General features: G+C 43.7%; 18 protein-coding genes. 9 read left to right on the top strand and 9 right to left on the bottom strand.

What is annotated here, in order from left to right:
• Window positions 1–44 precede the first annotated feature (44 nt).
• Window positions 45–977 (bottom strand): cell division protein ZipA, encoded by a 933-nt coding sequence (gene zipA / locus XPG1_RS05150; RefSeq protein WP_045958126.1) that lies wholly within the window; start codon window positions 975–977, stop codon window positions 45–47.
• Window positions 978–1,200: 223 nt separating this feature from the next.
• On the opposite strand from zipA, the gene cysZ reads away from it, so the two are divergent.
• From cysZ to crr, 5 genes are all read left to right on the top strand, one after another.
• Entirely contained in the window at window positions 1,201–1,971 is a 771-nt protein-coding gene (cysZ, locus tag XPG1_RS05145; RefSeq protein ID WP_045958125.1) for a sulfate transporter CysZ, read from the top strand.
• Between the two features lie 254 nt (window positions 1,972–2,225).
• The gene (gene cysK, locus XPG1_RS05140; protein ID WP_045958124.1) at window positions 2,226–3,179 is read left to right on the top strand and encodes a cysteine synthase A; all 954 of its coding nucleotides are present in this window, start codon (window positions 2,226–2,228) and stop codon (window positions 3,177–3,179) included.
• A 442-nt stretch (window positions 3,180–3,621) separates the two neighbouring features.
• The gene (gene ptsH / locus XPG1_RS05130) at window positions 3,622–3,879 is read left to right on the top strand and encodes a phosphocarrier protein Hpr (protein ID WP_045958122.1); all 258 of its coding nucleotides are present in this window, start codon (window positions 3,622–3,624) and stop codon (window positions 3,877–3,879) included.
• Between the two features lie 189 nt (window positions 3,880–4,068).
• Window positions 4,069–5,796 carry a phosphoenolpyruvate-protein phosphotransferase PtsI gene (ptsI, locus tag XPG1_RS05125; RefSeq protein ID WP_045958121.1) on the top strand — a complete coding sequence of 576 codons (1,728 nt, stop codon included), beginning with the start codon at window positions 4,069–4,071 and terminating at the stop codon, window positions 5,794–5,796.
• 47 nt (window positions 5,797–5,843) lie between these two features.
• Window positions 5,844–6,353, top strand: coding sequence for a PTS glucose transporter subunit IIA (gene crr, locus XPG1_RS05120; RefSeq protein ID WP_045958120.1), 510 nt, complete (start codon window positions 5,844–5,846; stop codon window positions 6,351–6,353).
• Between the two features lie 126 nt (window positions 6,354–6,479).
• Here crr and cysM read toward each other — a convergent pair whose 3' ends face one another.
• The 7 genes from cysM to XPG1_RS05090 all read right to left on the bottom strand — a co-directional run bounded on the left by cysM (window position 6,480) and on the right by XPG1_RS05090 (window position 12,132).
• The gene (cysM, locus tag XPG1_RS05115) at window positions 6,480–7,361 is read right to left on the bottom strand and encodes a cysteine synthase CysM (RefSeq protein ID WP_045958119.1); all 882 of its coding nucleotides are present in this window, start codon (window positions 7,359–7,361) and stop codon (window positions 6,480–6,482) included.
• A gap of 129 nt (window positions 7,362–7,490) precedes the next feature.
• Complete coding sequence (cysA, locus tag XPG1_RS05110) at window positions 7,491–8,579, bottom strand: sulfate/thiosulfate ABC transporter ATP-binding protein CysA (protein ID WP_045958118.1); 1,089 nt, start codon at window positions 8,577–8,579, stop codon at window positions 7,491–7,493.
• Window positions 8,576–9,454, bottom strand: a complete 879-nt coding sequence (cysW, locus tag XPG1_RS05105; protein WP_045958117.1) for a sulfate/thiosulfate ABC transporter permease CysW — start codon at window positions 9,452–9,454, stop codon at window positions 8,576–8,578. The genes cysA and cysW overlap by 4 nt, the downstream gene beginning before the upstream one ends.
• Window positions 9,454–10,287, bottom strand: a complete 834-nt coding sequence (cysT, locus tag XPG1_RS05100) for a sulfate/thiosulfate ABC transporter permease CysT (RefSeq protein WP_157879540.1) — start codon at window positions 10,285–10,287, stop codon at window positions 9,454–9,456. Before cysT ends, cysW begins: the two co-directional genes overlap by 1 nt.
• Window positions 10,288–10,437 carry a hypothetical protein gene (locus XPG1_RS18345; RefSeq protein ID WP_157879445.1) on the bottom strand — a complete coding sequence of 50 codons (150 nt, stop codon included), beginning with the start codon at window positions 10,435–10,437 and terminating at the stop codon, window positions 10,288–10,290. It abuts the gene before it with no gap.
• A 224-nt stretch (window positions 10,438–10,661) separates the two neighbouring features.
• Window positions 10,662–11,267, bottom strand: coding sequence for an RpoE-regulated lipoprotein (locus XPG1_RS05095; protein WP_045958115.1), 606 nt, complete (start codon window positions 11,265–11,267; stop codon window positions 10,662–10,664).
• Window positions 11,268–11,709: 442 nt separating this feature from the next.
• Window positions 11,710–12,132 carry a GNAT family acetyltransferase gene (locus tag XPG1_RS05090; RefSeq protein WP_045958114.1) on the bottom strand — a complete coding sequence of 141 codons (423 nt, stop codon included), beginning with the start codon at window positions 12,130–12,132 and terminating at the stop codon, window positions 11,710–11,712.
• Window positions 12,133–12,478: 346 nt separating this feature from the next.
• Between XPG1_RS05090 and XPG1_RS05085 the strand changes: the two genes are divergently transcribed.
• Together XPG1_RS05085 and XPG1_RS05080 are read left to right on the top strand one after the other, a co-directional pair.
• A complete protein-coding gene (locus tag XPG1_RS05085) occupies window positions 12,479–13,696 on the top strand; it encodes a tyrosine-type recombinase/integrase (protein WP_045958113.1) in 1,218 nt (405 codons plus the stop codon).
• A 127-nt stretch (window positions 13,697–13,823) separates the two neighbouring features.
• Window positions 13,824–14,108 carry a helix-turn-helix transcriptional regulator gene (locus XPG1_RS05080; protein ID WP_045958112.1) on the top strand — a complete coding sequence of 95 codons (285 nt, stop codon included), beginning with the start codon at window positions 13,824–13,826 and terminating at the stop codon, window positions 14,106–14,108.
• Between the two features lie 197 nt (window positions 14,109–14,305).
• On the opposite strand, the gene XPG1_RS05075 is transcribed toward XPG1_RS05080, so the two are convergent.
• Window positions 14,306–14,488: a YlcI/YnfO family protein gene (locus XPG1_RS05075; RefSeq protein WP_045958111.1), complete on the bottom strand. Its 183-nt coding sequence runs from the start codon at window positions 14,486–14,488 to the stop codon at window positions 14,306–14,308.
• Between the two features lie 254 nt (window positions 14,489–14,742).
• On the opposite strand from XPG1_RS05075, the gene XPG1_RS05070 reads away from it, so the two are divergent.
• Together XPG1_RS05070 and XPG1_RS05065 are read left to right on the top strand one after the other, a co-directional pair.
• Window positions 14,743–15,102 carry a hypothetical protein gene (locus XPG1_RS05070; protein WP_045958110.1) on the top strand — a complete coding sequence of 120 codons (360 nt, stop codon included), beginning with the start codon at window positions 14,743–14,745 and terminating at the stop codon, window positions 15,100–15,102.
• Window positions 15,103–15,198: 96 nt separating this feature from the next.
• Window positions 15,199–17,550, top strand: coding sequence for a primase-like DNA-binding domain-containing protein (locus tag XPG1_RS05065; protein WP_231853081.1), 2,352 nt, complete (start codon window positions 15,199–15,201; stop codon window positions 17,548–17,550).
• Window positions 17,551–17,829 lie beyond the last annotated feature (279 nt).

Genomic DNA, 17,829 nt, shown 5'->3' with positions numbered 1-17,829 from the left:
TGAAAAACCCCCGGCTGGCGGGGGTCTGATACTAAAGGAGGGATTTATTCACTGACGTTAAGCGTATCACGAATACGCATCTTATAGTGTTCGATCATCTGTGGTGTCAGCATCTTGCGTTCACTATCCAACACGACGCCCCCGACATCAGCAGCAATACGCTGCGCTGTCTGTAACATCAGTTTAAAATTCTGATGGGAATCACCATATGAAGGTACAAGCATAAACATGGAGATCCCTGGTGTCGTGAAATCGACCATTTGGTCTGGATCAAATGAACCGGGTTTTACCATGTTCGCCAAACTGAACAACACCGCACCGCTGCCTGACGGGTTCAAGTGGCGATGGAAGATATTCATCTCACCAAACCGGAAGCCTGCCTGCAAAATACTTTGTAGTAAGACCTCACCATTCAGCGCTTGCCCGTGATGAGCGGCCACATGCAATACCAATACGGTCTCTTTTTGAGTACGATGCGTATCAGTCTGTACGTCACTTTCCGCTGGCATTGGTTGCTCTGCTATAACGCCAGAGCCAGACGCTGCCCCCTCTGTTTTTCTTGATTCGACGGGTTCAACCGGATCGAATAACCCAAGCTGTGGCTCTTCCTGTTGATCATCGACACGCTTTCCTTTAGCTGCGGATACCTCAGACTGCTGTTTTGCAAGTAAAGGATCTAAACCATCATCAGGCATGACTGCTGATGATTCAGACGCACGACGTTCAATAACCGGCTCAGCACGATCTTCAGAATGCCGGGTTACCGACGCCTGAATATTCGATTGTTGCTTATTATCAATCAGTTCATTGCCTTCATTATCCCCTGATTCTTCCTGATGCCCCTGTTTACGACGTTTAACGGGGCGATCACGAAAGAGTGATGAATGCTCTTTACGGCTGGTCCACAACCCATGTAATAGCAAAGCTATTATGGCTATCGCACCAACAACGATTAATATCAGACGCAAATCCTGCATCGTTGCTATCTCTGTTGTTTAAATTAATTGCCACCACGGCGGAATATTCTTTAGATAAGAGTATTTGCCAAATAAGACAAGTGCAAGTCCCCACATACTTTTCTTATCATAAAGAGATATTTCCGCTGTTTTTTCGGGTGTTTTTTACCCATAAAACGACTAGTCAGTAGAAAACCCTGCCTATATCATACCGTCTCAATCATCCGGGAGAGAATAATAAAATATGACGAATTCGACAAAGCCACCAAAATATTCAAATGGATTTCATTATATTGCACAAGGCTGGCAACTGATCACCCGCCCTGGTATTAAAAGATTCGTGTTATTACCTTTATTGGCGAACATTTTATTGCTCGGCGGTTCATTTTGGTGGTTATATCACAAACTCGATGGCTGGATACAATGGGCTCTCGATAAAATTCCAGCTTGGATGCAATGGTTAAGCTATCTTATCTGGCCGCTAGCGGTTATCTCTATCTTATTGGTTTTTACCTATCTCTTTAGCACACTCGCTAATTTTATTGCTGCACCATTTAATGGACTGCTGGCCGAAAAACTGGAAGCCGAGCTGACCGGTGTACCGACACCAGACAGCCGCGTTATCGACCTACTCAACGATATTCCCCGTATTTTGAAACGTGAAATCGTAAAAATTCTGTATTATATTCCCCGTGCCATTGTCTTATTACTGCTTTACTTCATTCCGGGAATCGGTCAAATCATCGCCCCTGTCCTTTGGTTTCTGTTCAGTGCCTGGATGCTGGCAATCCAATATTGTGATTATCCGTTTGATAACCACAAAGTGAGCTTTGTCACCATGCGTAACACCTTGCGCCAAGACAAAATAGATAACCTGCAATTTGGCGCAACCGTGAGTGTACTGACCATGATCCCTATCGTGAATTTATTCATTATGCCCGTTGCTGTTTGTGGGGCAACAGCGATGTGGGTTGATCGTTACCGAGCCCAACACGCTTTAAATCACCGGTCATGAAACTAATTTCATCTTCTGCTCACGATTTTTACCCACCGTTTTGTGAGCAGTAACAGTCAAGCCCGTGATAAACCGATCAATATGTCACGGGCTTGGCTGAAAAAACCGTACTCATTTTAAATAATCCAAATAATATAAAATAGCCACCAGATATTCTTTTATATAATAAGAATAGACTGAAACCTTATTTCCATAAATGAGATGTTAGCGTATGGTTAACCCATATTTACGGTATTTTAGGGGACAATCGAACAATGAGTAAAATTTATGAAGATAATTCGTTGACTATTGGTCACACTCCGCTAGTACGTTTAAAACATTTCGCAAATGGTCATCTCCTGGCAAAAGTAGAATCCCGTAACCCTAGCTTCAGTGTCAAATGCCGCATCGGTGCCAATATGATTTGGGATGCTGAAAAGCGAGGTATCCTGACCAAAGGAAAAGAACTCATCGAACCAACCAGTGGGAATACAGGGATTGCACTTGCCTATGTGGCAGCCGCCCGTGGTTATAAACTGACATTAACTATGCCTGAAACGATGAGCCTTGAACGCCGTAAGCTACTGAAAATATTGGGAGCAAATTTAGTGCTGACCGAAGGCGCGAAAGGCATGAAAGGTGCCATTGAGAAAGCCAATGAAATCCGTGACAGCGATCCCGACCGTTATATTGTCCTGCAACAATTCAGCAACCCAGCCAACCCAGAAATTCATGAAAAAACCACTGGCCCTGAAATTTGGGAAGATACTGACGGCCAAGTCGACGTTTTCGTTGCCGGTGTCGGAACCGGTGGCACCATTACGGGGGTTGCCCGTTATTTGAAAAATACCCAGGGTAAACACGTCACTATCGTTGCAGTAGAACCCGAAGATTCACCCGTTATCAGTCAAAAATTGGCCGGCGAAGAACTTAAACCAGGCCCGCATAAGATTCAGGGGATCGGCGCAGGGTTCATTCCTGATAACTTAGATTTAACATTGATTGATCGCGTCTTTAAGATCAGTAATGAAGAAGCTATTCAAATAGCCCGTGAAGTAACTGAAAAAGAAGGCATTCTTGCTGGTATTTCTTCAGGTGCTGCCGTCGCGGCAGCCATTAAGATAGCGCAAGAAGATGAATATAAAGATAAAAACATTGTGGTGATTTTACCTTCTTCGGCCGAACGTTACCTCAGTACTGCGTTATTTGCTGACTTACACAACGATTAAAAATTACACGACAATATTTTTCATGATATCGACAAAAAGCACCTTAAGGGTGCTTTTTTGTGCATCAGATCAAACTTTAAAGCTTTCATAGATGATTTATTCAAGTAGCTTTAGTATTTAACCAGTAATTATTTTGATGCACGAAATTAATCGGCAGCCAAGTCAACAAAAGGTTATTCAATGGAGCTATCATTCGAATAACATGTATAAACGCCAAGTTAACAATGAATGCATCGAATATGTTAATTTTTTGATAATGATTATTATAGGCTCAATCCATTTTGAGTTGTGTAACCAACAACGTAATCACTTGAAAGGCGAAGGGAAGACACTTTATTTCATTATCAATTTACCGGTTGTACAGAGCGAAGCGAATTCAACGAGACTCACTGACGGATTTTCTTGGCTTAGCAACGAATATTTAAGTTATTGAGGAAACACTATGTTCCAGCAAGAAGTTACCATTACTGCACCAAACGGCCTCCACACTCGTCCTGCTGCACAATTTGTCAAAGAAGCAAAAGGCTTTTCTTCTGACATCACTCTGACCTCTGGAGGCAAGTCGGCCAGCGCAAAAAGCCTGTTCAAGCTGCAAACGCTAGGATTGACTCAAGGTACAGTTGTAACGATTTCTGCTGAAGGCGAAGATGAGCAACAAGCTGTTGAACACTTAATTAAATTAATGGGTGAATTAGAATAATTGTCCGCTCAATCAAATCAATCTATACCGCATAAATTTCACTACACTGCTACTAAAGCAGCCATTTGAAAAATAAGGTATATTTCATTTGGTTCATCCCCGGCGCACGAAAATCCGGGGATGCTTCGAGCCACCCTCAACAAGCTTCGGCTTAATGAAAGGTCATCACCTGCAGTAAGGTCATATAATATGATTTCAGGCATCTTAGTATCACCAGGCATTGCTTTCGGTAAAGCGCTATTACTGAAAGAAGATCCCATCATTATCAATCACAAAAAAATTATTCCTGAACAAGTCGAACAAGAAATTTCCCGCTTTAAACTAGGCCGTGACAAATCTTCCGCGCAGTTAGAAATCATCAGACAAACAGCCGAAAAAAATTTAGGCTCCGAGAAGGCCGAAATCTTCGAAGGCCATATTATGTTGCTGGAAGATGAAGAATTAGAGCAAGAAATCATCACCCTGATTAAAAAAAATCTGGCCACCGCAGATGCCGCCGTTTATTCCGTGATTGAAGATCAAGCCAAGGCACTGGAAGAACTGGACGATGAGTATTTGAAAGAACGCGCCGCCGATGTCCGTGATATTGGCAAACGCTTATTAAAAAATATTCTGAATATGTCCATTATTGACTTAGGCTCCATTGAAGAAGAAGTGATTCTGGTTGCCAATGACCTGACACCATCGGAAACGGCACAACTCAATCTGGACAAAGTATTAGGTTTCATCACCGATCTTGGCGGCCGGACTTCTCACACCTCCATTATGGCCCGTTCTTTGGAATTACCGGCCATTGTCGGTACGACTAACGCGACCAAACAGATCAAAAGTGGCGATTATCTGATTCTGGATGCGGCCAATAACCACATCTACATCGATCCCTCTGATGCCGACATTGAAAAATTAAAGATCATAAAAAGTGAGTATCTGACCGAAAAAACTGAACTGGCAAAACTGAAAGACTTACCTGCCATTACATTAGATGGTCATCAAGTCGAAGTCTGCGCCAATATCGGTACAGTACGAGATATCACCGGGGCGGAACGTAATGGCGCTGAAGGTGTCGGTTTATACCGGACTGAATTCCTGTTTATGGATCGCGATGCTCTGCCAACGGAAAATGAGCAGTTTGAAGCCTATAAAGCCGTGGCGGAAGCCGTTGGCAATCAGGCGGTCATCGTGCGGACGATGGACATTGGGGGCGATAAAGATCTGCCTTACATGAATCTGCCGAAAGAAGAAAACCCATTCCTCGGCTGGCGGGCAATCCGTATTTGCCTTGATCGTAAAGAGATCTTACATTCTCAATTACGTGCTATCCTGAGAGCTTCTGCATTTGGTAAACTTCGTGTTATGTTCCCAATGATCATTTCAGTTGAAGAAATACGGGAACTAAAAGCCGAACTCACATTACTCAAAGCGCAGCTACGTAACGAAAACAAAGCATTTGATGAATCGATTGAAGTCGGCATCATGGTAGAAACGCCGGCGGCTGCTACCATTGCTCATCATCTTGCGAAAGAAGTTGACTTTTTTAGTATTGGGACAAACGATCTAACTCAGTATACTCTTGCGGTAGACCGTGGTAATGAGCTGATTTCTCATCTTTATAACCCAATGTCGCCAGCCGTGTTGAACTTAATCAAGCAGGTGATTGATGCTTCACACGCAGAAGGTAAATGGACTGGCATGTGTGGCGAACTGGCAGGTGATGAACGCGCCACACTGTTGCTCTTAGGCATGGGTTTGGATGAATTCAGTATGAGTGCGATATCGATTCCACGCATTAAGAAAATCATCCGTAATACCACTTACGATGATGCAAAAGCATTGGCAGAGCAGGCCTTAACGCAGCCAACAGCAAAGGAATTGATGGATTTGGTTGACACCTTTACCAGAGAAAAAACACTCTGCTAAACAATTAGCCAGAATACGGTCCCATTAAAACAATTAGGAGAAGATTTATGGGTCTGCTTGATAAATTAAAATCGCTGGTTTCAGACGATAAAAAAAACAGCGGCAGTATTGAAATTATCGCCCCATTGTCAGGTGAGATAGTCAATATCGAAGATGTTCCAGATGTTGTTTTTGCCGAAAAAATCGTTGGTGATGGTATAGCCATTAAACCAACCGGTAACAAAATTGTGGCACCGGTTGATGGCACCATTGGTAAAATCTTCGAGACTAACCATGCTTTCTCAATCGAATCAGATAGTGGCATTGAGTTATTCGTCCATTTTGGTATTGATACCGTTGAACTCAAGGGTGAAGGCTTTAAACGCATTGCCGAAGAAGGTCAGCGGGTACAAAAAGGCGATTTGGTTTTAGAGTTTGATCTGGCCTTCCTGGAAGAAAGAGCGAAATCAACCTTAACGCCCGTTGTTATTTCTAACATGGACGAAATTAAAGAGTTAACTAAAGTCAGTGGATCGGTGATTGTCGGCGAGTCCGTCATCATGCGGATCAAAAAATAACAGCAAGCATTCACTATTGAGGGAACATTTCCCTCTTTAGCCTGTTCCTTTTTAGATGGTATTTTATTAGTCTAACGCTCTGTGTTTGGAACAGGCACTGAGTTCAATTTTTACCCAGGCTTCGGGTTAATTAAATACGCCGGTAGACAAATAGCGATCGCCGCGATCACAGATAATCGTCACAATGACTGAGCCCGGGTTTTTAGCCGCGATACGTAACGCACCGGAAACGGCCCCGCCCGAACTGACACCACAGAAAATACCCTCTTTTTGTGCCAATAACCGCATTGTCGTTTCCGCTTCTGTTTGGCTGATATCCAGGATCTGATCGACCAACTCTTTCTGATAAATACCCGGTACATAGGCCGGAGACCAACGTCGAATACCGGGAATATGACTATTTTCCGCCGGCTGTAGTCCTATAATTTTCACGTTGTCTGACTGAGATTTCAGATAGCGGCTCACGCCCGTAATCGTGCCTGTCGTTCCCATACAGGAAACAAAGTGCGTCACCCTTCCTTGCGTTTGCTGCCAGATTTCCGGGCCAGTCGTATTAAAATGTGCCAATGCATTATCGATATTGTTAAATTGATCCAGAACCTTACCTTCGCCCTTTTTCGCCATTTCCTGCGCCAAATCCCGAGCACCTTCCATGCCCAATGCTTTACTGACCAGCATTAATTCAGCCCCGTAAGCGCGCATGGCGGCCTGCCTCTCAAGGCTCATATTTTCAGGCATCAACAATTTTAGATGGTAGCCTTTTACCGCTGCAATCATCGCCAGGGCTATACCGGTATTGCCACTCGTCGCTTCAATCAGAACATCACCCGGGGTAATTTCTCCACGTAATTCCGCTTGCTGGATCATCGACAATGCCGTTCTATCCTTGACGGAGCCAGCAGGATTATTCCCTTCCAATTTCACCCAAATTTCTGCATTCCCCCCTTCTGTCAGGCGTTGTAATTGTACCAGAGGGGTATGACCTATCAATTCTTCCAAGTTTGCCACAGCATCACCTGATTCCTATAAAAATGGAAAATCAGATAATCATATAAAAAAAACTGTAGCAAGATATTAAGCGAAAAATCCCTGCTCCCCACCGAGGCAGGGAGATATTTAGTATAAAAAACAATCAAATTAAGCGGATTCAGCTAACCGCAAAATATTTAATGGCAGGTCGCCTGCATACAAATGAGCATCTGTGCCGCCCATAAAATACTGGCTTCCCCTCACCGGAATAGATGAATTCTCCGGCCAAATGACTGATAAATAGTCATCTCCCCACCCTAGTGGCTGAACAGATAATAAAGAAAAATGGCCGCGGGGATTCACTTCCACAATTTGCACCGGCAAAGGACAACGCGTTGTTTGCTTGTCGCTCAACAACATATCCCAGGGTCGGAAAAAGACATCAACGGTTCCCTGATGCAATGGCGTGATATTCAATGGAAAAATTTTGCCGCCAATCCAGAGTTGTGCCCCTTTAATTTCACCATGCAGTTTGTTTACATTCCCCATAAATTCCAGCACAAAACGGCTTTCCGGCTCATGCCAGACTTGCTGAGGCGTCCCCATTTGTTCAATACGCCCCTGATTCATGACCACGACCCGATCAGCCACTTCCATCGCTTCTTCTTGGTCATGGGTAACAAATACACTGGTGAATTTCAATTCTTCATGTAACTGACGCAACCAACGGCGTAATTCCATTCGTACCTGAGCATCCAATGCACCAAAAGGTTCATCCAATAAGAGGATTTGCGGTTCAACAGCCAAAGCCCTTGCCAACGCCACACGCTGTTTCTGTCCACCCGAAAGCTGTGACGGATAGCGATCGGCCAGATGCGCGAGCTGCACCATGTTCAGCAATGCCATGACTTTGTGATGTTGTGTTTTAGTATTGGGGCGTTGCCTGCGGGGAAGTACCGACAAGCCAAAAGCAACATTCTCCAATACTGTCATATGACGAAATAACGCATAGTGCTGAAAGACAAACCCGACACGACGATCTTTGGCATGTAACCGGCTGACATCCTGCCCGTGAAATTGCAATTGACCGTGGCTCTGCTGCTCAAGCCCTGCGATAATCCTCAACAATGTTGTTTTGCCTGAACCCGATGGACCAAGCAGCGCGACCATTTCACCGGACTCAATATTCAGTGAAATTTCATTCAGTATCTGAGATCGACCAAATGATTTACTGATTTTACTGATTTCAATACTCATCTCTCGCTCCTGGCCTCCCCTTGCTGACGGCTTAAACGCCATTGCAATGCACTTTTGACAATCAGCGTCATCATTGCCATCACCGCCAATAAGGCCGCAGCCGTAAATGCGCCGACCGTGTTGTAATCCTGATACAACAGCTCAACCTGCAAAGGCAGCGTATAGGTTTCGCCGCGAATTGCCCCCGATACCACAGACACGGCACCAAATTCGCCAATCGCCCTGGCATTGGTCAAAACAACGCCATATAACAAGGCCCAGCGAATATTGGGTAATGTCACCTGCCAGAACATCTTCCAACCCGATGCCCCCAATAATATGGCGGCTTCATCTTCTTGATTGCCTTGGCTTAACATCACCGGCACCAGTTCACGTACCACAAACGGGCATGTCACAAATACCGTCACCAAGACCATGCCGGGCCATGAAAACATCAATTGAATGTCATAACTTCCTAACCAGCTGCCCAGCCAACCCTTATCACCATAAAACAGCAGGTAAAGCAGACCCGCCACAACGGGTGAAACCGCAAATGGAATATCAATCAATGTCAACAAGAGTTGCCTACCAGGAAACTGGAAACGTGTCACCAGCCATGCCGTCATAACACCAAAAACCAAATTAACGGGGACAGTAATAAGCGCAATCATCACGGTCAACCAGATAGCTTGCAGCATATCCGAATCCACAAGATTCTGAGCAACCAGGTCGATGCCGTTGGCAAAAGCGGTCAAGAAAATCCAGACTATCGGTATGATCAACAACAGAACCGAAAAAAGTACGCCCGTGCCGATCAGTAACCCTTTCCCCCAATGAATGGAAGCACGTTGTGCCACGGTATATTCAGGAACGGCTTGTTCGGAAAATCCCGTCATCAATGACCCCCTATCCGTTTACCGAAGCGGCTTTGCAATATATTGACGCTAAACAACAATAATAATGACACGGCAAGGATGACAGAGGCGATTGCACTGGCAGCCGGATAATCAAATTCTTGCAGGCGGATAAAAATCATCAAAGAGGCCACTTCAGTTTGCCAGGCAATATTGCCCGCAATGAAAATCACCGCACCGAATTCCCCCAAACTACGGGTAAACGAGAGTACTGTACCGGCAATCAATGCCGGTGAAACTTCGGGTAAAATCACCCGTTGGAAAGTTTGCCAACGGCTTGCCCCCAATGTCTGCGCGGCTTCCTCATATTCAGGCCCTAGTTCCTCAAGAACCGGTTGAACAGTGCGAACAACAAAAGGCAGGCTGGTAAATGCCATTGCAACTGCAATGCCTAGCCAGGTATTGGCAACATTGATACCCACATGACCAAGCCAGGCACCATACCACCCTGTAGCAGAAAAGAGCGTCGCCAGTGTTAAGCCTGCCACCGCAGTCGGCAAGGCAAATGGCAGATCCATCAAGCCATCAAGTAAACTGCGCCCCGGAAATTGATAACGCGTTAATATCCAGGCCAGTAACATGCCAAAAACCATGTTAAACACACTCGCCACTGCGGCGGCCAGCAATGTGACTTGATAAGCGGCAACAACCTGCGGATTGACAATCACCTGCCAATATTGCGCCCACGTCATACTGGAAAGCTGGACAACCAGTGCGCTTAGCGGCAGCAGCAGGATAAGGCAGACATAAAACAGGCTACAGCCCAGGCTCAATCCAAAACCGGGCAAAACACGTTTGCTGAATACCGACATGATTTACGCCCTTCCCTCAATAACAGCTTCACGGCCTTCGGTATCCCGCTGTTCAGCAGCCAAAGCGCTGCTGCTATAAGCATTGAGATTGGCGAAAAGCAATAAGATAGCCACTTCATCTAAGAATTTATTTTTGATTGCCACTCTTTTCATCCAATACCTTGCCTATCCCGCTGTTTGACACCCCTTTCTTTTACTGTATCCAGAATCTTTATAACAAGGTAGTTTACTTACCCCTGTTTTATATACCGAGTTTTTATGAGAAATGATGAAAAGCGATAAGATAAAAGATGAAGATGGAAAGTGCCTGTCGCTGTGTCAACGAGAATGCAGAATAGGTACTGTCTGTAACTCGCTGATTCATTTACCGCACATCATCAGGCTTTCCAAATAATGCGTGCTATTTTCCAGTGCTTCAAAATATCATTAGCCGGCATTAATCCTTCAGGGCCATCCCAGGCTCCGGTGAAAACATAGCTGACATGCTGACTTTGTGGTGCCACACAAATAACGGCAAATTGCTCCGTCATATCATGGGAAAGCTGGCATTTTCCAAATGCCTTGTCATACAGATCAGAGAAAGGGATTCCTATTTTCGTTCCCCAAACTGTGTTGACTCCCTCATCCAATACATCAATACGGTTCACTTTCCCATTGACCAAACCGTGAAATTCCAGTTTCACTTCTCCCTGTTCCATTCCCTGAATCACACTCACCACGTTGCCATTTTGCATTTCCATGCCACTACGCAAACGGTATTTTCCCATCACCCCCTTTTCGATTGCAGATTGAGTCATCTCAGTTTGTTGATTGATCTCCCCCATCCCCTGATCAGAAACACGTAAGGTGCTGCCAAACCAATGAGAAACAGATAAAGCGGGCCATGATGCCCTTAATGTACCGGCACAGGCAGTTAACAACAATGAGCATCCGATTAAACCACTGGCGAGCATCATCTTCTTTGGTGCAAAAAATTTATTCATCACTATTTTACCTTTAACGTTGTTAGCAGCTGTCAGACGGCGACTTAATGTCTATCAGACCCCATTTTCAAAAAAGAATTCATTTATGAATAACACCACCGTAAACAGGCACATTGAAATGATATTTCAAACCTTCTTATGATAAAGGTTAATCCGCTATTCAAAAAACACCTGCCAGACTTAACAAGCATTAATATTTCTCTGTCGATATTATCTGTTCATTGGCCGCCAATTTATATTTTTATCACACTCTGTTTTCAACATATTCTCCGGGAGACAAATAATTATATAGAAAAAACGTGAACCGTTAAAAAAGCCTATTGTCAAAATACCACGCTATGAGAAATAGGCCAAACACCGCCAGACTATCAGCAATATGGTGACTAAACAGCATCCTGCTATTTAGCCATTGCATTATTTATCTTTTTATTTAGCGCAATATTCAGTCAATAATCAATCGCTTAATGAATATCACATTTTCTTGACCTAAATAATCGTATTCCATCTTTTCACACATGCAAATTGTTGCATCATTTTCTTCTGGAACCATGATTAAAATATTTGGGCAACCTCTTGCCAACAATTTTTTTTCAAGGCGTGAAATCAACGCATTCGCGATGCCTCTGCCCCTGAATTCAGGATGAACGCCCAAATAATAGGCATGACCACGGTGCCCATCATAACCCCCCATGACGGTTCCAACCACTTCCCCCGCCACATCAGCAACCAAAAATAAATCAGCGTCATGGGTGAGCTTACGCTCAATATCTACTTCTGGATCATCACCAGAGTTAATTAAATCACAACGTTCCCAAAGTGTGATAACGGCTTCAAAGTCGTCTTGCCGAAATATCCGAATTTCCATAGCGAGTAAGCCTATTTAACAAGCAATTAAATCAATATTAATGATCACTGCTAATTTAATCAATATTAGTGATCACCGCTTTTATTTTGGCATCAATATAAAAATGCGCTGATTGAGACTAACAGGTATACTGCAATCCCCATCATTAACCACAATGAAAGCAAAAATGAATATACCTAATATATATTAGTTTCATGTTTTGGTGTTTGTCCATGACTTTTATTTTTACATTAAAATCAAATAATTAATTGTTTTATTATCTGTACATTGTTCCAGTGCTTATTGACGTTTTCCCACTCTTGCAGCACACTGTGTATAAACATTTGTATAAATATCTTGGATGATTATGGCTGCCGAACTAAACAAGCTCAGTGACAAAAAACTTAAAAATTTGCATGGAAAAGAAAGGAATAATATTGAGTTTTTTGCTGATGGTGCTGGGTTGAGTGCCAAAGCATCTAAAGCAGGAGGTATTAGCTGGGTTTTTACCTATCGACTTGATGGTAAAAAGTTAAACCGTCTTACCATTGGGCGCTATCCTGATATGCCCCTCAAACAAGCTCGTGAAACACGGGACAAATGCCGTAACTGGTTGGCGTCCGGTAAAGATCCAAAGCTCCAATTTAATTTAACGATGCAAGAATCATTAAAACCAGTCACAGTAAAAGATGCTATCGAATATTGGATAGAGCACTATGGTAGAGAAAACCGAGTCAATATTGACACCCTCATTCTTCAATTAGAAAAACATATTTACCCCTATATTGGGGAAATGGCATTGTCTGACTGTGACATAATATATTGGCTGCAATGCTTTGATAGAATGAAAAAGGACGCTCCGGTGGCTTCTGGTGGCATACTTCAATTGTGCAAACAAGCTCTGAAATTTTGCCGGGTAAGAAGGTATGCAGTTAGCCATGTATTGGATGATTTAACTATTCAGGATGTTGGGAAAAAACAGAATAAAGGTCAGCGGTATTTAGAAGATAATGAACTTGGTCAATTATGGGAATCCATAAATACAGGTAGTTACCTACCTTATTACAATAATTTATTGAAAATATTGGTTGTATTTGGTTGTCGGACACGAGAGATCAGATTGTCGAAATATTCAGAATGGAACTTTAATTCCATGTTATGGACTGTCCCAAAAGAAAACAGCAAGACAGGTGAAAGAATTATTCGACCTATACCTGAATGTATGAAACCGTTCTTAGAGAATCTTGTTTGTCAAAATCATAAAAGTGATTACCTATTAGGAGAATTTAAGAGCACTGAAACAGTCTCAGAGTATGGAACGAAGGTATGGAAAAAATTAGGTCATTTGGACAAATGGTCTCTGCATGATTTAAGACGAACTTTTTCCACAAAATTAAATGATATGAAGGTAGCTCCACATATTGTTGATCAGCTTTTAGGCCATATCTTACCGGGCGTCATGGCAATATATAACAAGAGCCAATACCTACCAGAGAAGCTGGACGCTTTAAACAAGTGGTGTGAGCGGCTGGATGTTTTGGCGGGTAATTATGAAAATGTGGTCATATTAAAAGCCGCTCAATAATGAGAATGAATGCGTTTGATAGTGAGCATGTTCATTGTGATATAAACGTAACAAATGTGGCTTACTTTCGTAATAATTTCCATTAAGTAAAATACCCTCACAAAAACAATTAAACAGTGAGGGTAACATGACCATTCAGTATAATTCTCCTACACCAGAAGAACGCCGCTCTATCCTTTCCGAATATGGCGAACCTTATGAGCGCCTTGTCCGCGAAAAGGAACGCCATCACATTACCTCTATTTCCAGAACGTCAGCATGGAAACTGGAAAATGAAGGGCGTTTCCCTGCCCGTAAGCCATTAGGCCGCAATTCTTGTGCTTGGTTGCTCAGTGATTTGTTGCACTGGGTACATAATCCGCCAATCGTAGAAAATATAAATAATCCGTATAGCCGCAAACCTACCAATTAAAAAAATAACGTCATGAAAAATTAACTGCCTTAATTGGCAGTGATCAAACTCACTCTAAAAATAGCCTGATTTTTGGCATAAAGGGATGTGATGGTAGATATTAGCTATAGAAATTATTTGAGGTTAATTAGCCATCAATTTGAGAGACAACCCTCTTTAAGAGGGTTAGTTAACAACCGAAGCTATTACTGGTTGATTCAGATTTTAGGCTTTATTCCTAAAGTCAGGAGTTTTTCACGGCAGGCATCTTTAACCCATGAACTGAAATTACCTTTATCAGCTACCCCTTCAATTTGCTCAAGCAGATCATCTTCAAAGCGAATTGTCCGGCGTGTGCTGTTATTTCGCTCATATGGTTTTTTGCTTTTTTCATCTTGCATTGGTTCGAACCGTTATGATAGTTTATTAAACAGTGGTGCGAACCATTATAAAGATGAGCACCATAAAAAAGCAATGCCCCGTAGTGGTGGAACACTATCGAGGCATCTAACCAAACCGTTAGTTGAGGTAACGATTATGGCTGTACAACAGCATACCCAAACTCGCCTTAAATTTATATGCCTAATAGCATCAAGCAATCAACGGCTGGTAGATATTCACCCGGTGCACCTTATCTCCGTTCAGGAGGTAAGACATGTTTAAGATCATTGTCACCATGACAAATCACCATACAGGCGAGATAAAAAAAGAAACTGTCCGCTACAAATACAAGACCTTGCGTGGTGCGGAGAAAGCCGCCAAAAATATTCGCAGTGCTTGTATGCCAGATAATGAAACCGTTGATACTGAAATCGTCAGCGTGTACGAGTGCAGAGCGCCGATATCACTGGATCAGGCCATGCACAATACAAGGTTGGCGACCTCCTTATTTTACGTCATTCTTGAAAAAGCCAAGTCTGAATGTTCCATCGATTTAAATAACCTGATTGCGTTGGCCTGTGATATCAATCAGGAAGTCTATCATGCGCTTCAAGCGGCTGTTTATGAGGAATAAGCCATGAGTCAATCATCTGCATATGGATATAACAGCCGTAAAAACAATGAAGAAATCCGCCCAATAGACGTTATCCGTACCGTGAAAAAATCCGCCATGAATCATTGGCAAAGTCTGTTGCCAGCCTGTGGTGTTGAGGTTCCGGCAAAGGGGAAGCATGGCGCTTGTCCGATATGCGGGGGAACTGACCGCTTTCACTTCATCGACGATCACGGTAATGGCGACTGGCATTGTCGCCAGTGTGACCAGCCCAATCACGGTGACGGGCTGGATTTGGTGGCAAGGGTTAAAGGGATCACAGTCTTTGCAGCCGCTAAGTTAGTTTCGGGAGCACTGGCTCTGCCCTTACCGGAATCCAAGCCTGCCAGAAAAGAGGCTCCCAAATCAGAGACTCCCTCAATAATCGAGAAAGTGAACAGGCTCTTGGCTCAAGCCACGCTTGGGCAATCCGGCTATCTGGAGAAAAAGGGGCTGCAATGCCCCAAACAACGGTTATTGAAAGAGGGGATTTTATTGCTGATCACCCAGACACTGAACGGCACTATCACCGGTGCGCAAACCATTAAGCCGAACGGTGAAAAACGCCTTGTTGCAGGCACTCAGAAAAAGGGCAGTTTTATCCCCGTGTCTGAGATAACCGGCACACCGGACACGTTCATCATTACCGAGGGTTACGCAACGGCTTTAACGGTCAGTCAATTGCATGAGGGTGTGGTACTGGCGGCACTGGATGAAGGTAACTTCCCTAACGTGGCCGAACAGGTTAGGGAACTGTGGCCAGACGCGAAGATCATTCTTGCCGCCGATAACGATTGGCACGAACCGGGAGAGCTGGACAAAAACGGCAAACCCAAGAAGAACGTCGGCAAGATAGCGGCAGAGAAGACCGCCAAAGCGATTAATGGTTGGGTAACGCTACCGCCGACAGAGTATAAGGCCGATTGGGACGACTATCGCCAGCGTCACGGCATTGAGGCAGCAAAGCAGGCATTCAGTCACGGGCTATATCAGGTGGGGGAGAAAAAGGCAGTGAACGCAGAAGCAGCGCAGATCCACGAAGCAAAGCCCAAAAAGGCCAATAACAATCTGGCACAAATGGCCGCCAGTCAACGCGGGGCATTATTGGTTGAAAGTTACGGCAAAGTAGTTGTTAATCCTGATAGCGAAATGGTTTATCACTATAACGGCACAACATGGGAAACCGTATCGGATAACGAGCTGCGTCGCGCAATGGTGGCAATCTTTGACCAGCACGACACCCCGTACAGTCCAAACGGGATCAATAACGCTATTTATGCCATGAAATTACAAGTACCAATCATCGGCGAACAACGGCAGGATTTAATTGGGTTCAGTAATGGTGTGTATGAGCTATCGACACAGAAATTTATTCCCCATCAGCCTGAACATTGGCTCATGAACCATAATGGCATTAAGTTTACCCAGCCCGCTATTGGTGAAAACCTGCCGGATCATGCCCCTGACTTTTACCGTTGGTTATCCCATGCAGCAGGTCAGAATGAAAACAAGATGAATCGCATCAAAGCAGCCTTGTTTATGATTCTGGCAAACCGTTATGACTGGCAGCTCTTTATTGAAGTGACAGGCGAAGGCGGCAGCGGTAAAAGCATCTTTACGTATATTGCGACCTTATTAGCGGGAGAACACAATACGGCCAGTGGCAATATGAGAGCGCTGGATGAAGCAAGAGGACGCTATCAGTTTGTCGGGAAAAGTCTGATTACGCTGCCCGATCAGGTTAAATATGTCGGTGAAGGGGCAGGCATTAAGGCCATTACCGGCGGCGACCTGATTGAAATTGACGGAAAATACGAGAAGCAATTTTCAACGGTTATTAAAGCCGTGGTATTAGCCACCAATAACGAACCCATGAGCTTTACAGAGCGCAATGGCGGCATTGCCAGAAGACGAGTAATATTCCCGTTTAATATTCCGGTCAAAGAATCCGAGAAAGATCCACAATTGCCGGAGAAAATCAGTCGGGAACTGCCGGTGATTATTCGTCATTTATTAAACGAATTTGCCGACCAGAATAAGGCTAAAAAACTGCTACAGGCGCAACGCGACTCGAACGAAGCGTTAACAGTGAAAAGCAATTCTGATCCGTTGTATCGCTTTTGCGGTTATCTGGTGTCTGTCAATGATACAACTGGAATGAAGATGGGTAATAAGAATATCAGCCCACGCGCACCGAGACTGTATTTATATCATGCTTATCTTTCTTTTATGGAGGCGCACGGTTTTGAACGTCCGCTAACACTGACTAAGTTTGGTGAATCCATCCCCAAGATTATGCTGGAATACCGGAAAGAGTATCGGAAAGTGCGAACCAAGAAAGGTTACTCTTATAACGTTGAATTATCGGAAGAGGCTGAAGAATGGCTACCTTCTGTGCCTGAGTGTCGAGATTTTAAATCACCTGTATAAAACTTTTGGCTTTAGGTCTGCATTCTATACACCACTTCAAATATCTAGTTGTATTTAAAAGAAAATAATAGATGTATAGTTATTTTTAGCTATACATCAACTCTACATTCTCTTCATTAATCTAGAAAATGGGTGAACAGATGATACAGTCAGTGAATATCATATTAATTGCATCAAACCCAGATGTAGCAAGGCTTTCAGGGGATTGTGCAGAGGGTGCATAACTGAGAGGGTGAAAAAGATTTTCAGGGGGGTATATTCTGGCAGGAAAATAAAAGC

This window comes from Xenorhabdus poinarii G6 (assembly GCF_000968175.1).
In the GTDB taxonomy this organism is placed as follows: domain Bacteria; phylum Pseudomonadota; class Gammaproteobacteria; order Enterobacterales; family Enterobacteriaceae; genus Xenorhabdus; species Xenorhabdus poinarii.
Note: the sequence above shows the minus strand (reverse complement) of the source record. Positions and strands in the feature narration are given on the sequence as shown.